The following is a 14,082-nucleotide window of genomic DNA, read 5'->3' as shown; positions in this document are numbered from 1 at the left end:
TTTAGAAAGGAATCCGAAGAAATATTTTTTACTTCGCGCCTGCATTTCTTCTAACTATTTTACTATTAATAGATTAAGCTTCAAAATTATTTTTGCAGCTCCTGCGTTAGCCTGGCATGGTGAGATGCTTTGTTCTATTACTTTCCCGTAGAATCTGAACCAGTACAAGTGAACCAACGCATCATAAAAAAATGGCTAAGCTCCGGAAGTATAGCCTCCCAGAGAACTTAGCCATTCAAAATGCGAATCGTGCTTAAGCAGCGTGTGCTAAATCATAGCCACGGTTCTGTTGTTTATTTGTACATCGTAGGTCTTTTTGTAGTGCACCTTCCGCTCCAGGGCGGCTATTATGGGTTCTGAGAAATCAACTCCCTCCATATCAGTTGCATCAGATAGGCCACCCGGGCTGAATACGTTTATCTCCATCAGCTTATTGCCCACAATGTCCAGCCCTACCAGGAACATACCGTCCTGAATGAGCTTGGGCCTTACAAGCTCCACCAGATCCAGCATAGTCTGCGTTACCTTTGCCGCCTGCGTAGAGCCGCCGGCATGCAGGTTACTGCGGATGTCATCTTTGCTGCCCACCCGGTGTATGGCGCAATACTTGCCTTTGTGCTGCAAGGCCTCGCCGTTCATCACCAGCAGGCGTACATCGCCTCCTGAGGCTTCCGGCAGATACTCCTGCGCAATTACATAGCCGTCGCGGCTGATGGCCTCCACAATCTGGTTCAGGTTGGTAGCGTCCTCTTTCTTCACCATAAACACGCCGGAGCCGCCAGAGCCCTGCAGTGGCTTCAGGATGATGTTATTATCCTGTTCGCTGAAGAACTCCTTTATCTCATTCTTATCACGCGTAATGAGCGTGCGCGGTCTGACAGCCTCCGGAAAGTGCTGAAAGTACATCTTGTTTACAGCATCAGATAGCGAGGTAGGGTCGTTGAGCACGATGACGCCGTGGCGCATGGCCAGTTGCCCGAAAATAATACCTGCGTTTTGTGCCCAGGTGCGTCCTTCCGGCTCGGAAGAGGGGTCGTTGCGGAGCATGAGCACGTCCAGGTCAGGAGCTGTGACGCGTACTCTGTTGGCCTTGTCGCCTTGTATGGCCTCTAAGTATGTGGTGGTAGATTTATACTTATGCTTCGTATCGGCCTGCGTGGCAGTGGCGCCCATGTAGCCGTCGGGGTAATAGGCCAGGTCTCCAACGCCCATCAGGTACACGTTGTGCCCCTGGTTGTGCATGCGCTGCGCCAGGAAAACAGTTGAGTAGCCTGCCTTTTCTGTATTTACATCGTTTACTACGAATCCTATATTCATTTTATTCAGGTGCGGTTTTAACTTGTTTAATGCTTTTGTGATTGGTTTCACAGTAGGTTAAATACTGATATGCCTGCTTTTAGTTGTTCCAGTTTCGGTTTGATGGCCGGGTCGAGGAGGTAACGGGGCTTGAGTGGCACCGGGCGCAAGACATTGCGGTAAATCAGCTCCTGCACAATCGGGATGTAGTCCTGCCGGATTTTGCCGATAAGCAGCGGCTCCAGCTCGTGGCCCTGCTTCAGGTATTCGAGCAGGTGCACGAGGCCGCGCAGGTACACGGCATCTTTGGTAAGGCCGCCGCCGCGGTGCACACGCATGGTAATGTCAAAAGCAATTTCATCTTCGAAGTGGTAGTCGGCCTTCAGGCGCCAGAAGTTGTCTGTAAAGCTGCAGCCTTTGGTCATGTGGTATACCACCACTACACGGGCTGCCAGCACGCGCAGCCGGTCCTGGTCGAGCCCGCCTACCAGGTACTCACTCAGCACGGCCAGCCCTTCCTGCAGTTCTTCATAGCCTGGGCTGCCCACATATAATTGCTGCAGCGGTTGTGCCTTCCCGTTAAAGTAGGTGAGAATGTGGGTGCCAACTTCGTGCTGTATCAGCGCCTGTGCCCGGTGGCGTGGTATCTTTGCATCAGTGCCAACATTCAGCCTGCCTTTGGATACAATCAGCCCCACGATGTCGTCCCGCACATCTACACCAGAGTCCACACCTGCATGCTGTTCTTTTAGAAAGGCAATCTCCTGCTCTGCCAGTTCGGCGAATTCCGGAACAGGGATGATATCAGGGTCTTCGTCTCGTGTGGGTTCGGGAATGGCGGCCAGAATACCCTCAGCCAACTTCAGCAGCTGGTCGTCTACGCCACCAAAGAGCTGCATGCTGCTGTACATAAAGTCTGGTGTGTTACGGTCGGCGAGCATGGTCAGCATCTTGTCCAGTTCGTGCCGCTTGTCCCGGAACAGGTAAGCCAGTGTAGGGTCATCAATCTTCTCGATGGGGATGTTGTAGAGCTTGCGCTTTAGTTGATCTGCATCTATGGGCATCAGGCGGTAATGGAAAGTAGGGGCTTCTCTGAATTTCGCGTCCCTGAACTCCGCCCAAGCCTCATTCTTGTTTACCGGCGTTACGAGCAGCAGAAATCGAAACTGGTCGCTAATGCTGGTGAGTTGTTTATCAATTCGCCACACCACGCGGTTTACGGCTTGCCGCCCCAGCGCCTGGAAGTGGATGGGCTTGTGTGGGGTTTGCACCGACACAAAGTTAAAAACGGTTTTCTTAATGGCGTTAGAAAGCTTTTCCCGGATGGTGCGCAGCAGCAAAGGGTAAGGTCTTCCTGTCTGGCTGTCGCAGTAAACGGTTTTCAGCTGCAGTCCGAGCATCAGGTAGCTGTTTTTTTTCAATTCCTCCTCCGGCATCAGGCGCTGGGGGTTCTCCAGTAGTTCTTTGTTGGAGGCTGTCTCAACGTTGGTGCGGAGGCCGCTTATTTTCAGGCTTTCAAGTTCTTTTGTAAGGGTGCTGATAGTGGCAGGCAGTTGTTTCTCCGGTCCCAGCACCCTGAACATGGGTGTATCCAGGTTATCTGAAGGAGCTGCCATGATTTCCAGTATCATAAAAGCACCAAACTGGTCTGCCATCTCACCTGCTATAGCCCGGACCAGCTCCTGCAGTTGGGGCGTCTGTTCCTCGTGCGAGATGATATAAGAGGCATTTGCTTTCACAAAATCGGCGGTGGCATGGTCGGGTTTGCCGGCTGGGTGGCGGAACAGCACCAGAAAGGGCAAGGGCCTGTCGATGTACACCAGCCCGCCTTGCGGCAGCCGCCTGTGCACCTGCTTGCCGCGCTTCAGGCTGCGGGTTATTTTGCTTATGAACTTATAAGTTATACTTTCAATCATGCTGTGACTTTGTTCCGGAAAAGAGCAGCGACAGTATAGCGGAAGATGCTTCTGTTGCCAGGCAGCTTCCGTAGATACATCTACTCCATGTAAGGCTGGCACACTTTTGCGAGCGCCTCCAGCACAGGCTTTGTGGTATGCTCCAGGGCTCTGCGTATCTCCTGCACCTGTTCTTCAGCGGGCTCTCCTGTCCATTCGTCCATAAAGAACTTCTTGAACTCGATACTCATCACGCAGACCTTGTCACCGAAGGTGTCGTGGATCCAGCGCATGAAATGGCCGCCCTTAAACTTAACGTTTTCGCGCACATCCAAATGGCGGCCCTTGTAGTTGTAGGAGCTCAGGCTGTGCGTAAAGGCGTCTACCACCGGTGCCCACTTCTCGCGGTTCATGTTGCCGGTACCAATGTTCACTTCCGGGTTGTCATCTGGGTCAGCTGGCGGGCCGGTGGCTCCTTCGCGCATGTGATTATAGGTGTGCAGGTCGTATATTACAAAGCAGCCGTGCTGCTCCTTAATCTTCGTCAGCATCAGCTTTACATCATCATAAAATCGCTCGTAGCGGGCCATTGACTCCTTGGCCAGCTCTGCAGGAAGTTCTTCTTTCCACACGTTCAGGCCCCAGGCATCTTCAGGCGTGCGGTAGATGGCCTTCTCGGGCGGGCGGTTCAGGTCCAGCTCAAAGCGGGAGTTGTGCCCGATAATCTGGCTGTCGGTTATCGTGACCCACTGGTCTGTGAAAGGATCCTCTTCGCGGAGGCGCTCATCAGGAGTAAGATGAAACAAGTCTCTGATGTTGTGGCGCACCTCATGTCCACTGTGAATGGCTGTGGCCACCAGAGGGCTCTCGCCACGGTTAATAGTATAGTATATTGTATCCAGTTTAGTTTGAGTCATAGCCTGTACTTTTGCTATAGATGTACCCCCTAAAGCTGCTGAAGGTTGTTCTGGATACAGGATGCTGCTGCTGTCGAACCTGAGGGGCGCAAGTCAGTATAGGAAATATAAGTATTATTTTATCTTTACACTGTAACTGATGCTCTTCTGAAATGGCTGCCCCTCCGAACAAAGATTTAATGAAAACCTGCCCTAACTGTGGTGAATTAGTGCCTATCAAAACAAAGCACTGCCCTCACTGCGGACAGATATTGGGAGGCAGTAGCAAGAGCACACAGAACTGGTTCAAGGCGCTCACCCCAACAGAAATCTTCCTGCTTATTCTTGGGTCTATTATGCTGGCTGTTTTCCTGGTGGCTTTGTAGAGAGGGCATGAAGAGTTTGCAGCACCCTTTGTTTCTCATCTGCCTCCTGCTTTTCTGCCTGAACAGGATGCTGGAGTTGGGACAGGTTTTTCTGTGGCCGCTATATGCCTATCTTGACGACCTGCTGTGCCTGCCGCTTACACTCAGTTTGATTCTTGCCGTGCAGCGGGCGTATTTTCGCAACCAAAGCATAGCTATTCCGGTGAAGCACATCTTCTTTGCTGTGGCAGCCTATGCAGTTTGTTTTGAGCTGCTCCTGCCGCTTTACAAGCCGCTGTACACGGCCGATGTGCTGGATGTATTGGCTTACGCTTTAGGAGCCGTTGCCTTTCATTTGTTTATGAACAAGCCGCTTGAAGCACCTGCCGCTGTGGGGCGTAGCTAAAACATCTTGCCTGACCATAGATGAACAACATTCCGCTTTCAAACGGCACCACCGTAGAGGTGCGCTGCCTCAGCTGTGCACTAACCAGCGGCTTGATTAAGCCTGACGGCGGTGTGATTATAGAAACACCCCTTTTTCATGCCCATCAGGATGTGGCTTATCCTATACCAGGCCTGGTGATACTGGCCAGCAAGCGCCATGTGTTTGGACTAGATGAGCTGACGGAAGAGGAGAGTATTGAATACCTGCAATTGCTGCGACGCATCCGGAAGGCGCAGCGCGAGGTGCTGAAGATAGAGCATGTCTACTATTTCTACAACGAAGACACCACCCATCATTTCCATACCTGGCTAGTGCCCCGCTATACCTGGATGTATGCGTTTGGCAGGTCAGTAGAATCTGTGCGACCGGTACTGCTGCATGCCTAGGAGCATATGAACCTGCCGGAGCAAAGGCAGGAGGTGCTGCAGGCAATCGAAGAGTTGCGGGAGGCACTTTCTTAATTTTTTTCTCACCCTGAAGCAACCTTGTCCTGGTTTCTGCATCTTTTAGTCAGAGAGTTTCTTCAGAGGCTGTACAGGCAGCCTTTTTCACCGGAAAAAATATTCACCATACTTATATAAAACTATGAAAGGTATCAAAATTTACACCGCATCCCTTTGTGTATTTGTAATGGCCCTCCTGTTGGCTGAGGCGCCGCTGATGGCGCAGCAACTGCGTGGCAATGGCAACATCCAGACCCAGAACAGGAATGTGTCGGACTTTAAAGGCATTAATGTGAGCGGTGGCTTTGCTGTAGAGATTACGCAGGGCAACCAGGAGAGCCTGAGGCTGGAGGCAGACGAGAACCTGCTGGACAACATTAAAACTGAAGTCCGTAACGGCGTGCTGCACATCTACAACGAGGACGGCGTGACAACCAAGAAAGGCATGAAAGCCTACATCACCTTAAGGGAGCTAAACAGCATTGACATCAGCGGAGGTGTGAAAGTGACTGGCAACTCTCCGTTTAAAACGGATGCGCTGAAGATGGATATGAGCGGGGCCTCTAATGTAAAGCTGGATATCAACACAAATAAGCTGGAAGCAGATATGAGCGGCGCCAGCAAAGTGGAGCTGACGGGAAGAGCCGACGAGGTTCGCATGGACATGTCGGGGGCCTCTAAAATTGAGGCGGCTGATTTGCAGGCCAAGCGTATGAAAGTACAGGCCAGTGGTGCCAGTAAAGTAAGGGTGTATGCTACCGAAACGCTGGATATAGACGCTTCAGGTGCCACCTCAGTAGCTTACAAAGGCAGTCCAAGTATCACTGCCGAAACATCTTCGGCAGCCAAGATTACAAAAATCTAAATCCTCATACTAATTTAACCTGAAAAAGCAGCCTTAACATAAGGCTGCTTTTTTTGTGCCGTAGCCTGTGCTTATCCTTTGAAGGTGGCTGCCCGTATAGCTAAAGCAGTACAACATAACCTATAGAACTATGAGCGAAGCTAAGAAAACAACAAACCATGACGAGATAAAGAAGTGGGCGGAACAGCATGGTGGCAAGCCGTCTATCATAAAAGGCACGGAGAACGATGGCAGCGGAGAAGGCCTGCTCCGTATCCATTTCCCTAAAAAAAGCGACAGCAACGACAGCTTTGAAGAAGTGAGTTGGGAAGAGTTCTTCAAAGAGTTTGAGCACAGTAAACTGGCCCTGCTGCACGACCCGAATGGAAACTTTAATAAGTTGGTGAATAGAGATTAACTAGCCAGGAAGCAATAGAACTTCCTACACACAAATACTTTAAAACAACAAAGGCCGGTGCTAAATGCACCGGCCTTTGTTGTTTATTCTAAGATATATTTCCTGCTTTTACTTCTTTGCATGCTGTTGCAGCAGGTGCAGTGTATGGGTAAGGGCAATCTGGTCGCTCCACTGTCCGTGACCGGGCACTACCCGCTTTGCCTTCGGAAACTTCTGCTGCACCTGTTGTATGGCATTCGGCCAGTTACTCAAATCAGCATCAGCAGTGTTACCGAGGTTTATTGCCTTCGCATCTTTCACCAGGCACCCACCGAACAGCACCTTCTGCTGGGGCAGGTACACCACTACGTTATCTGCTGTATGGCCTGCTCTAGGATAAAACACCACTAGCTTTTGCTCGCCTACACTTATCTCCTGATTAAGAGCCAGGGTAGTATCCGGGCTGCTTAATTCCTGTGCTGCAGCTAACCGGGCTGTCTTAGCAGAGCTGTATACTGTTACATTATGCTTATGTAGCACCGGAATGCTGCTCATGCGGTCGTGATGGGCATGGGTAACGATGCATATTTTTACAGGCTGCTTCAGGTTCTCTTTTACCCATGTCAGCAATTGCTCTGTCTGCTCGTCACCCCATGCCATGTCTATCAGCACAACACCATCCGAAGTAGACACTAATAACCCATTAGATGGGACCGTCGTGCCGCCATACATGTTGTAGGAGGTATGCACCCACACCTTCTTCGCCAGTTGCTTTACTTCCAACTGCTGTGCCTGTGCAAAAGTATAAGCCGTCGCTAAGAACAGCATGAGTAGAAGCAGTAGCCTAACTCTTTTCATCAGATAACCCTTAGCGCACAGGCACAGGTAATACCGGGAGGCTGGCGTGGCCCTCGTTATCTACTGATTGCACCGCAAAGAAGTAGTTGTCTTTGGAGTAATTCAGCGTTGCTTTTGTGTCTTTCACAAAGAACTTCTTTTCCCAGGTCGGGCTGTTGGTTTCGCGCATCAGCACGTAATAGCCCGCAGGCTTTTTGCCTTTACTCGGCGCTTCCCACTGCAGGTCTGTTTTGTTTGTCAGGTCTGAGGTAAGCACACCAACTTTTTCAGGAGCAGCAGGTGCCCAGGCTAGGCTGGCCATAGTTGCCAGATTCACGCCGGTGTTCTTGCGCAGGTATTCAAAGTCCATGTATTCGATCAGGTCACCGTACTGCTTGCCGTTCTCTTTGCGGACGTTCTGGTGCTGGTGGTCGAAGTCTTCGTTGGTTTCGCTCATACGCACAGCGGCAAAGCCACTGCGATTAAACGGTGTGTGGTCGCCGCCACGCAGAAAGCGGTCGGTGCGGTTCACCAGCACGACATCAATCTGGTCTACATACTTCTCCCCGGTCTTCTCCATGTAGCGGGCCAGGTTGCGGCTTTGGCTGTCGTTTTCGGCACCAAGGGTTCTGCGCAGACGGGCTTCCTCTTCTGTTTCGTTGGCAGGTACACCTTCGCTGAATACGCGTACGCTGGTGTTATCATGCAGGCCTGTCTCAGCTGAGAAGGAGTTACCTACAATGTCGTTGTTCAGCATGGCTACCAGGTTCCAGTCCTCTTTCTTGGCACGTTCTGCCATATGAGTGGAACCATATAATCCCTGCTCTTCGCCCTGGAAGGCTACAAATACTAAAGTTGACGGGAACTGCTTTGAGGCCATGACACGTGCCATTTCCATTACTATAGCTACACCAGAGGCATCATCGTTGGCACCGGGGGCTTTGCTTTTCGCGTCCATCACGTCGGTCGCGCGCGAGTCGAGGTGGCCGCCTACAATAATTACACGGTCATCATTCGGGTCGGAGCCTTTCAGAGTCGCCATCACATTAGCCATTTCAACATCCTGCGGAATACGGCGGCCGTCTGCTTTCACGATAAAGCGGTCCATCTCCACCGTCATGCGTCCGTTGGAGGCTTGGGCATATTTCTCGAATTCAGACTTTACCCATTCGCGAGCAGCGCCTATACCTTCTTTCTTGCTGGTAGTGGTGCTAAGCGAGTGGCGGGTGCCGAAGCTAACCATTTTCTGCACCAGCTGCTCTAGGTTCTGGGCCGATAGCTGGTTCACCATCTGCTTTATCTCGTCGTCCTGGCGTACGGGTTCCTGGGCTAAACTAAGGGTGGGGGAGGTAAAGAGAAGGCCGGCTACCAGTACAGGCGCCAGCGCTCGTGTTAGTCTATTTTTGAAGATCATGTTGGTTTTTAAAGAATGATAGACCTTAAAGATACAAAGTAAATCCCTAAAGTCATGAAAAGAGCTGTTTCTGATGCCTGAACAGGATGAGGAGTAGAAGAGTTTCTAAGCTGGAACACAGAAAAACGGTGCATTATAAAACAGGAAGCAGTCTCAAAACATAATCTGGCAGCGCTCGTCCTGCAGCAGGTGCAGCTCATCCTCTACCTGCAAGATGGTTTTGGTGTTGGCGAGTTCCGTCTGGTAGCGGCGGGAGAGCTCACGGCGTTTGATGGCTTCCAGAAAGCGGCGGGCGTCTTCGCGCGTTTCCAGCTTGAGTCCAGGCACCTGCGAGGGTTTATCATCGTCGCCTTTGGCCACCATGGTAAAATAGGAGGTGTTGGTGTGCTTTACAAACCCTGATTTCACATTTTCGGAAATCACTTTTATGCCGACTGTGAGGGAGGTGTTGCCGACATAGTTTACAGAGGCCATGAGCGAAACTAACTCGCCTACTTCCACTGGCTGCAGGAAATTCACGCCATCCACCGACACCGTCACGCAGTAGTTACCGGCGTGCTTGGCAGCACAGGCATAGGCCACTTTATCCATGAGCGAGAGCAGGATGCCGCCGTGAATTTTGCCGCCAAAGTTGGCATAGCTCGGAATCATCAGTTCTGTCAGAACGGTTTGGGAATAGGATACGGAGCGAAAGCCAGGTGCGGTCATAGGATGTAGTATAGCTGTAATTTGATATATAAACTATACTCTGTTCTGCCCGCAGCTGTTGCGCTTACAGAAACACCACGTCTTTTACAGCATCGCCGCCTACCTCGCGGTTCAGCAGTTCGATTACTTTGCTCTTCGACATGTTGAGTTCGTGCTTGAGTGGGGCCGAGGTAAGGCGTACGAACAGCTTCTGATCTTTAAAAAACAGTTGCTGCGTTTTCAGGGCAATAGGCTTGCCCATGATTTTCTCCCAGCTCTGAACAATATGCACTTCGTCGAGCTTGCCCTGCAGCCGGTACGCCTGCATCAGCGATTTGATGCTGTCCCCGATAGGCTGTATATCGGCCTTTCTTTTGTCAATCTCCTCTTTCTTCTTGTAGTAGCGCACAGCGGTTTAATTATGAATGAGTGGGGGAGTAAGTTAAATTCTTTTAAAAGCAAAACCTGACTTTTGCCGTTAAGCTATTTTAGCATTTGCTCTACTTGCATTTTGAGCTTGGGCAGGTGGTTAAGAACAATTGAGAAAATCAAGTCATCAGATATCCTGTCATAACCGTGAATGATTCTGTTTCTTGTACCTATAATCTGCTTTGCATCTGGCAAGGGGAAGTCCGGGTGCGCTTTCAATATTCTGTTGGCCGCTTCCCCAATAATTTCTGGACCTCTTTCTACCGCACGCTTTGTTTTGATGTCATTCCGATACGCTTCTAGTTCTTTCGGTCTGTCCTCAAAGTAACTTTCTATTTCATTGATGGGCTGAAGTATATCATATAGCCATACTTGCAGTTCTTCATCCATAAATCAGTACTTTCCTTGCGTCAACAGCTTTCTTGAAATAAGGATTTGTTATTGCTTTCTCTTCCAATAAATCTACCTCTCGCTTAAAAATAGTCTCTAGGGAAGCTTTCAAGTCAAAATAGTTGTTAGCATAGTCGTAAACATCAACACCTTCAAAATCAACTATCAAATCTATATCGCTTTCCTTGTTAAAGTTATCTGTTACAGCAGAGCCAAAGACAAACATCCTGGACACCTTATGCTTTTTACAAAGGTTTGCAAGTTTGTCGATGTTAGAATCAATCAGATCCATACTCAAATTTTAGGCATAAGTTAACGTGGTAGCTTAAACGTATTTTTTGCTTTTGCTATATTAATGCTTGCGCAAAACACACAATATAAGTCAATGTAACTATTCAAGAGCAAAGCTTACAGAATGACAAAAACAGCAATTTATCTAGAAATCCCCAATCCCCTTCACCGTCCCCTCCTTCACCTCAAATCTACGGATACTTTCTGAGAGCCCGGAGAGAATTTTGTCGGTGCGCTCGAGGTGTGTGTCTGTCAGGAAAATCTGGCCGAAGGTGTGGGCGGCTACCATTTGCATGAGCTGGGTGATGCGCTTTTCATCGAGGCGGTCAAAGATATCGTCCAGCAGCAGCAGGGGCTTGTGGTGATGCCGCTCTGCAATCACCTCGAAGTGCGCCAGCTTCAGGGCGATAACATAGCTTTTCTGCTGCCCCTGAGAGCCAAAGCTCTTCACCGGGTTTCCGTCCATCAGGAAAACAAAGTCATCTTTGTGCGGCCCCACTGTGGTGCGCTGCAGCGCCAGGTCCTTGCGCTCCGCCTGCTGCAACTGCAGTGCAAAATCACCATGCGGCAGCTGGCTTTTGTACGTCAGGCTTACTTCCTCGCTGCTTTCGGAGATGTGGCGGTAGTGTTTCTGGAAAATCGGGACAAACTCTTCCAGGAATTTCTGCCGCTCCTGTGCCAGCAGTTCACCCGGTGCCACCAGTTGCTCGTTCAGGATCTGCAGGTAGTCGCGGTCGTAGTAGTGGCGCTCTGCAAATTGCTTGAGCAGCGAGTTACGCTGCTTGAGGATATAGTTATACTGTATCAGCTGCTCGAGGTAAGGGTGATGCAGCTGTGAAATAAGGCTGTCGAAGTACTTGCGCCGCTCCTCGCTGCCTTCGCGTATCAGGTCGGTATCATAAGGGGAGATGAGCACTACCGGAAAGCGGCCGATGTGGTCGCTCATTTTCTCGTAGAGCGCCTTGTTGTGCGTCACGGTCTTTTTCTGCCCCTGCTTCAGGCTCACCTGCACGGTGTGTTTTTCTCCCTCTACCTCAAAGCGGCCTTTTACCATAAAAAAATCCTCGCCCTGCTTAATGCTCTGTAGCTCAGTGCCGGGGAATGCGCTTTTGGTGATAGAGAGGTAGTATATGGCGTCCAGGAGATTGGTTTTGCCGCTGCCGTTGTCGCCTATAAAGCAGTTGATATGCTCCGAAAAGCGGAGAGCGGCTTCCTCGTAATTCTTGAAATACAGCAAACTTAGATTTTCGAGGAGCATTCGTTTCTACTTTGATATCTTTTTCCTTAATTTCGCAAGCTAAATTCCGTTAGCGGCTTATATTTGTCGTAGTTTACTATAATTACACCTGCTCAAGAGGTGCTAACGGACATTCAAGATAACGCATAGACTAACACTTATGGCTGATACGAAAGAAAAGGCAAAAGGAAAAGCACCGAAAGCAAAGGTACAGGCTGAGCCAAAGTTTTCAAAGGAAACATACATGCAGTGGTTTGAGCAGATGAAGCTCATGCGCCGTTTCGAGGAAAAAGCGGGTCAATTGTACGGCCAGCAGAAAATCAAAGGCTTCTGTCACCTGTACATCGGCCAGGAGGCTTGTGCTGCAGGTGCTATCAGTGCGCTCACAAAAGACGACAAGTGGATTACGGCTTACCGTGACCACGCGCACCCGCTGGGATTGGGTACAGACCCGGGCGCTGTGATGGCGGAACTGTTTGCAAAAGCAACAGGCTGCTCTAAAGGAAAAGGCGGCTCGATGCACATCTTCGACAAAGAGGTAAACTTTATAGGTGGCCACGGTATTGTGGGTGCCCAGGTACCAATGGGAGCTGGTATAGCCTTTGCCGAAAAGTACAACAAGACAGGTAACCTTTGCATTACCTATATGGGTGATGGTGCTGTGCGCCAGGGTGCTTTCCACGAGGCTTTGAACATGGCCATGACCTGGAAACTGCCGGTTATCTTCGTGATAGAGAATAACGGTTATGCGATGGGTACTTCGGTGCAGCGTACGTCTAACGTAACAGAGCTTTACAAGCTAGGCGAGGCGTACGACATGCCTTCTGAGCCGGTGAACGCCATGAGCGTGGAGGATGTACACGAGGCGGTTGCAAGAGCTGCTGAGCGTGCGCGTGCCGGTGAGGGTCCAACCCTGCTGGAGTTCAGAACCTACCGTTACAAAGGCCACTCTATGTCTGACCCTGCCAAGTACAGGACAAAAGAAGAGTTGGAAGACTACAAAGGCAAAGACCCTATTGAGTCTGTAAAAGCGACAATTCTGCAGAACGAGTGGGCGACAGAAGAAGAACTGGACGAGATAGATGATAAAATCAAGGAGCGTGTGGCAGATGCAGTGCAATTTGCCGAGGATTCTCCTTACCCGGACCCTTCTGAACTTTACACAGACATTTATGTAGAGAAGGACTATCCATATATAATGGACTAAGTCACAAATATTTCGAAATCAGGAATTAAAAAATATTATTTTGATGTTCAGGCATTAGGAATGTTGTCTAAAACAATTTTTAATTCCTAATTTTGAGTTTATTATTTCATCAATACTAATGGCAAAAGAAACAGTAAAGAAGCACAACGAGTTTGAGGAGCTGGTTGAGAATCCGGATGTATTGGCAGACCGCTTGTCGCAATCGGAGGATTTCGTAAAGAAAAACAAGTCAAAACTACTCGGTGTGTTTGCCCTGATTGCTGCTATTGTGGTGGGAGGTTTCCTGTACTATAACTACAGAAGCACCCAGAACCAGGAGGCACAGCAGGCCATGTTCCAGGCAGTCTATTATTTCGAGGCTGATTCTTTAAACAAAGCGTTGAACGGAGATGGCCAGTATGAGGGCTTGCTGCAGATCGCAGATGAGTACAGTGGCACAGATGCAGGTAACTTAGCTCATTTTTATGCGGGTGTGGCCTTGTTAAAGCAAGGGCAGTTTGCAGAGGCAGCAGAGCATCTGCGTGAGTTTGAGTCGGATGATTACCTGTTGCAGGCGCGTGCTTACAGCTTAACCGGAGACGCCTTGCTAGAGCAGGGGCAGAATGCAGAAGCGGCTGAAATGTATGTGAAAGCAGCAAACTACAACGAGAATCAGTTTTTCTCGCCACAGTATCTAATGAAAGCTGGTATTGCTTACGAAGCAGCCAACAACTTTTCTTCAGCAACTGAGATGTATGATAGAATCATCAACGACTTCGCAGCATCTGCTGAAGTAGCTGAAGCTAAGAAGTATAAAGCCCGTGCCGAGCTGTTGGCAGGAGGCAACCAATAAGTATAAACAGGCTTTAACGCCTTTTAGAAAAGCGCTTTTGTGCTGGTGAGCCAGTCAGAAGCGCTTTTTTGTTGTAAGGCATTTAGCTGCTTTCCGTAGACACCTCTATACACGCTACTAAAAGCTTGTAAGCAGTAGCAAACGGAGGCTCTACTTCCTGAACAACGATAAACG

General features: G+C 49.7%; 17 protein-coding genes. 7 read left to right on the top strand and 10 right to left on the bottom strand.

The window, feature by feature from the left end; all coding sequences use genetic code 11:
• Positions 1-267 precede the first annotated feature (267 nt).
• The 3 genes from ACFS7Z_RS05610 to ACFS7Z_RS05600 form a co-directional block, all read right to left on the bottom strand.
• On the bottom strand, positions 268-1,317 hold the full coding sequence (locus ACFS7Z_RS05610) for a glutathione synthetase (RefSeq protein WP_377482153.1): 1,050 nt from the start codon (positions 1,315-1,317) through the stop codon (positions 268-270).
• A gap of 47 nt (positions 1,318-1,364) precedes the next feature.
• Positions 1,365-3,212, bottom strand: coding sequence for a flavohemoglobin expression-modulating QEGLA motif protein (locus ACFS7Z_RS05605; protein WP_377482150.1), 1,848 nt, complete (start codon positions 3,210-3,212; stop codon positions 1,365-1,367).
• Between the two features lie 80 nt (positions 3,213-3,292).
• On the bottom strand, positions 3,293-4,108 hold the full coding sequence (locus ACFS7Z_RS05600; RefSeq protein WP_377482148.1) for an N-formylglutamate amidohydrolase: 816 nt from the start codon (positions 4,106-4,108) through the stop codon (positions 3,293-3,295).
• A gap of 179 nt (positions 4,109-4,287) precedes the next feature.
• On the opposite strand from ACFS7Z_RS05600, the gene ACFS7Z_RS05595 reads away from it, so the two are divergent.
• The 5 genes from ACFS7Z_RS05595 (at position 4,288) to ACFS7Z_RS05575 (ending at position 6,605) form a co-directional block, all read left to right on the top strand.
• The gene (locus ACFS7Z_RS05595) at positions 4,288-4,473 is read left to right on the top strand and encodes a zinc ribbon domain-containing protein (protein ID WP_377482146.1); all 186 of its coding nucleotides are present in this window, start codon (positions 4,288-4,290) and stop codon (positions 4,471-4,473) included.
• Positions 4,474-4,480: 7 nt separating this feature from the next.
• On the top strand, positions 4,481-4,858 hold the full coding sequence (locus tag ACFS7Z_RS05590; RefSeq protein WP_377482143.1) for a magnesium citrate secondary transporter: 378 nt from the start codon (positions 4,481-4,483) through the stop codon (positions 4,856-4,858).
• A gap of 20 nt (positions 4,859-4,878) precedes the next feature.
• A complete protein-coding gene (locus tag ACFS7Z_RS05585) occupies positions 4,879-5,286 on the top strand; it encodes an HIT family protein (RefSeq protein WP_377482140.1) in 408 nt (135 codons plus the stop codon).
• Between the two features lie 199 nt (positions 5,287-5,485).
• The gene (locus ACFS7Z_RS05580) at positions 5,486-6,208 is read left to right on the top strand and encodes a head GIN domain-containing protein (RefSeq protein ID WP_377482137.1); all 723 of its coding nucleotides are present in this window, start codon (positions 5,486-5,488) and stop codon (positions 6,206-6,208) included.
• A gap of 130 nt (positions 6,209-6,338) precedes the next feature.
• Positions 6,339-6,605, top strand: a complete 267-nt coding sequence (locus tag ACFS7Z_RS05575; RefSeq protein WP_377482134.1) for a hypothetical protein — start codon at positions 6,339-6,341, stop codon at positions 6,603-6,605.
• A gap of 108 nt (positions 6,606-6,713) precedes the next feature.
• Here the strand turns inward: ACFS7Z_RS05575 and bla are convergent, their stop codons facing one another.
• The 7 genes from bla to recF all read right to left on the bottom strand — a co-directional run bounded on the left by bla (position 6,714) and on the right by recF (position 11,890).
• Entirely contained in the window at positions 6,714-7,442 is a 729-nt protein-coding gene (gene bla / locus ACFS7Z_RS05570; RefSeq protein ID WP_377482131.1) for a subclass B1 metallo-beta-lactamase, read from the bottom strand.
• 10 nt (positions 7,443-7,452) lie between these two features.
• A complete protein-coding gene (locus ACFS7Z_RS05565) occupies positions 7,453-8,835 on the bottom strand; it encodes a M20/M25/M40 family metallo-hydrolase (protein WP_377482128.1) in 1,383 nt (460 codons plus the stop codon).
• A gap of 153 nt (positions 8,836-8,988) precedes the next feature.
• On the bottom strand, positions 8,989-9,543 hold the full coding sequence (locus ACFS7Z_RS05560; RefSeq protein ID WP_377482126.1) for an acyl-CoA thioesterase: 555 nt from the start codon (positions 9,541-9,543) through the stop codon (positions 8,989-8,991).
• A gap of 64 nt (positions 9,544-9,607) precedes the next feature.
• The gene (locus ACFS7Z_RS05555; RefSeq protein WP_377482123.1) at positions 9,608-9,931 is read right to left on the bottom strand and encodes a DUF721 domain-containing protein; all 324 of its coding nucleotides are present in this window, start codon (positions 9,929-9,931) and stop codon (positions 9,608-9,610) included.
• A 74-nt stretch (positions 9,932-10,005) separates the two neighbouring features.
• On the bottom strand, positions 10,006-10,341 hold the full coding sequence (locus tag ACFS7Z_RS05550) for a HepT-like ribonuclease domain-containing protein (protein WP_377482120.1): 336 nt from the start codon (positions 10,339-10,341) through the stop codon (positions 10,006-10,008).
• Positions 10,334-10,633 carry a nucleotidyltransferase family protein gene (locus ACFS7Z_RS05545; RefSeq protein ID WP_377482117.1) on the bottom strand — a complete coding sequence of 100 codons (300 nt, stop codon included), beginning with the start codon at positions 10,631-10,633 and terminating at the stop codon, positions 10,334-10,336. Before ACFS7Z_RS05545 ends, ACFS7Z_RS05550 begins: the two co-directional genes overlap by 8 nt.
• Before the next feature lie 144 nt (positions 10,634-10,777).
• The gene (gene recF / locus ACFS7Z_RS05540; protein ID WP_377482114.1) at positions 10,778-11,890 is read right to left on the bottom strand and encodes a DNA replication/repair protein RecF; all 1,113 of its coding nucleotides are present in this window, start codon (positions 11,888-11,890) and stop codon (positions 10,778-10,780) included.
• A gap of 139 nt (positions 11,891-12,029) precedes the next feature.
• Between recF and pdhA the strand changes: the two genes are divergently transcribed.
• Together pdhA and ACFS7Z_RS05530 are read left to right on the top strand one after the other, a co-directional pair.
• The gene (pdhA, locus tag ACFS7Z_RS05535) at positions 12,030-13,076 is read left to right on the top strand and encodes a pyruvate dehydrogenase (acetyl-transferring) E1 component subunit alpha (RefSeq protein WP_377482111.1); all 1,047 of its coding nucleotides are present in this window, start codon (positions 12,030-12,032) and stop codon (positions 13,074-13,076) included.
• A 118-nt stretch (positions 13,077-13,194) separates the two neighbouring features.
• Positions 13,195-13,908 (top strand): tetratricopeptide repeat protein, encoded by a 714-nt coding sequence (locus ACFS7Z_RS05530; protein WP_377482108.1) that lies wholly within the window; start codon positions 13,195-13,197, stop codon positions 13,906-13,908.
• Positions 13,909-14,082 lie beyond the last annotated feature (174 nt).

Origin of the sequence: Pontibacter toksunensis (assembly GCF_042686245.1) — a bacterium.
GTDB classification, from domain to species: Bacteria; Bacteroidota; Bacteroidia; order Cytophagales; family Hymenobacteraceae; genus Pontibacter; species Pontibacter toksunensis.
This window is presented reverse-complemented; position numbering and strand designations above follow the sequence as displayed.

What these genes read in the sequence shown, in the direction of transcription:
- ACFS7Z_RS05605 (WP_377482150.1), bottom strand. Translation starts at nt 3,212, where the DNA reads ATGATTGAAAGTATAACTTATAAGTTCATAAGCAAAATAACCCGCAGC.
- ACFS7Z_RS05545 (WP_377482117.1), bottom strand. Translation starts at nt 10,633, where the DNA reads ATGGATCTGATTGATTCTAACATCGACAAACTTGCAAACCTTTGTAAA.
- ACFS7Z_RS05550 (WP_377482120.1), bottom strand. Translation starts at nt 10,341, where the DNA reads ATGGATGAAGAACTGCAAGTATGGCTATATGATATACTTCAGCCCATC.
- bla (WP_377482131.1), bottom strand. Translation starts at nt 7,442, where the DNA reads ATGAAAAGAGTTAGGCTACTGCTTCTACTCATGCTGTTCTTAGCGACG.
- ACFS7Z_RS05585 (WP_377482140.1), top strand. Translation starts at nt 4,879, where the DNA reads ATGAACAACATTCCGCTTTCAAACGGCACCACCGTAGAGGTGCGCTGC.
- ACFS7Z_RS05575 (WP_377482134.1), top strand. Translation starts at nt 6,339, where the DNA reads ATGAGCGAAGCTAAGAAAACAACAAACCATGACGAGATAAAGAAGTGG.
- ACFS7Z_RS05600 (WP_377482148.1), bottom strand. Translation starts at nt 4,108, where the DNA reads ATGACTCAAACTAAACTGGATACAATATACTATACTATTAACCGTGGC.
- ACFS7Z_RS05590 (WP_377482143.1), top strand. Translation starts at nt 4,481, where the DNA reads ATGAAGAGTTTGCAGCACCCTTTGTTTCTCATCTGCCTCCTGCTTTTC.
- ACFS7Z_RS05560 (WP_377482126.1), bottom strand. Translation starts at nt 9,543, where the DNA reads ATGACCGCACCTGGCTTTCGCTCCGTATCCTATTCCCAAACCGTTCTG.
- ACFS7Z_RS05595 (WP_377482146.1), top strand. Translation starts at nt 4,288, where the DNA reads ATGAAAACCTGCCCTAACTGTGGTGAATTAGTGCCTATCAAAACAAAG.
- pdhA (WP_377482111.1), top strand. Translation starts at nt 12,030, where the DNA reads ATGGCTGATACGAAAGAAAAGGCAAAAGGAAAAGCACCGAAAGCAAAG.
- ACFS7Z_RS05580 (WP_377482137.1), top strand. Translation starts at nt 5,486, where the DNA reads ATGAAAGGTATCAAAATTTACACCGCATCCCTTTGTGTATTTGTAATG.
- recF (WP_377482114.1), bottom strand. Translation starts at nt 11,890, where the DNA reads ATGCTCCTCGAAAATCTAAGTTTGCTGTATTTCAAGAATTACGAGGAA.
- ACFS7Z_RS05610 (WP_377482153.1), bottom strand. Translation starts at nt 1,317, where the DNA reads ATGAATATAGGATTCGTAGTAAACGATGTAAATACAGAAAAGGCAGGC.
- ACFS7Z_RS05530 (WP_377482108.1), top strand. Translation starts at nt 13,195, where the DNA reads ATGGCAAAAGAAACAGTAAAGAAGCACAACGAGTTTGAGGAGCTGGTT.
- ACFS7Z_RS05565 (WP_377482128.1), bottom strand. Translation starts at nt 8,835, where the DNA reads ATGATCTTCAAAAATAGACTAACACGAGCGCTGGCGCCTGTACTGGTA.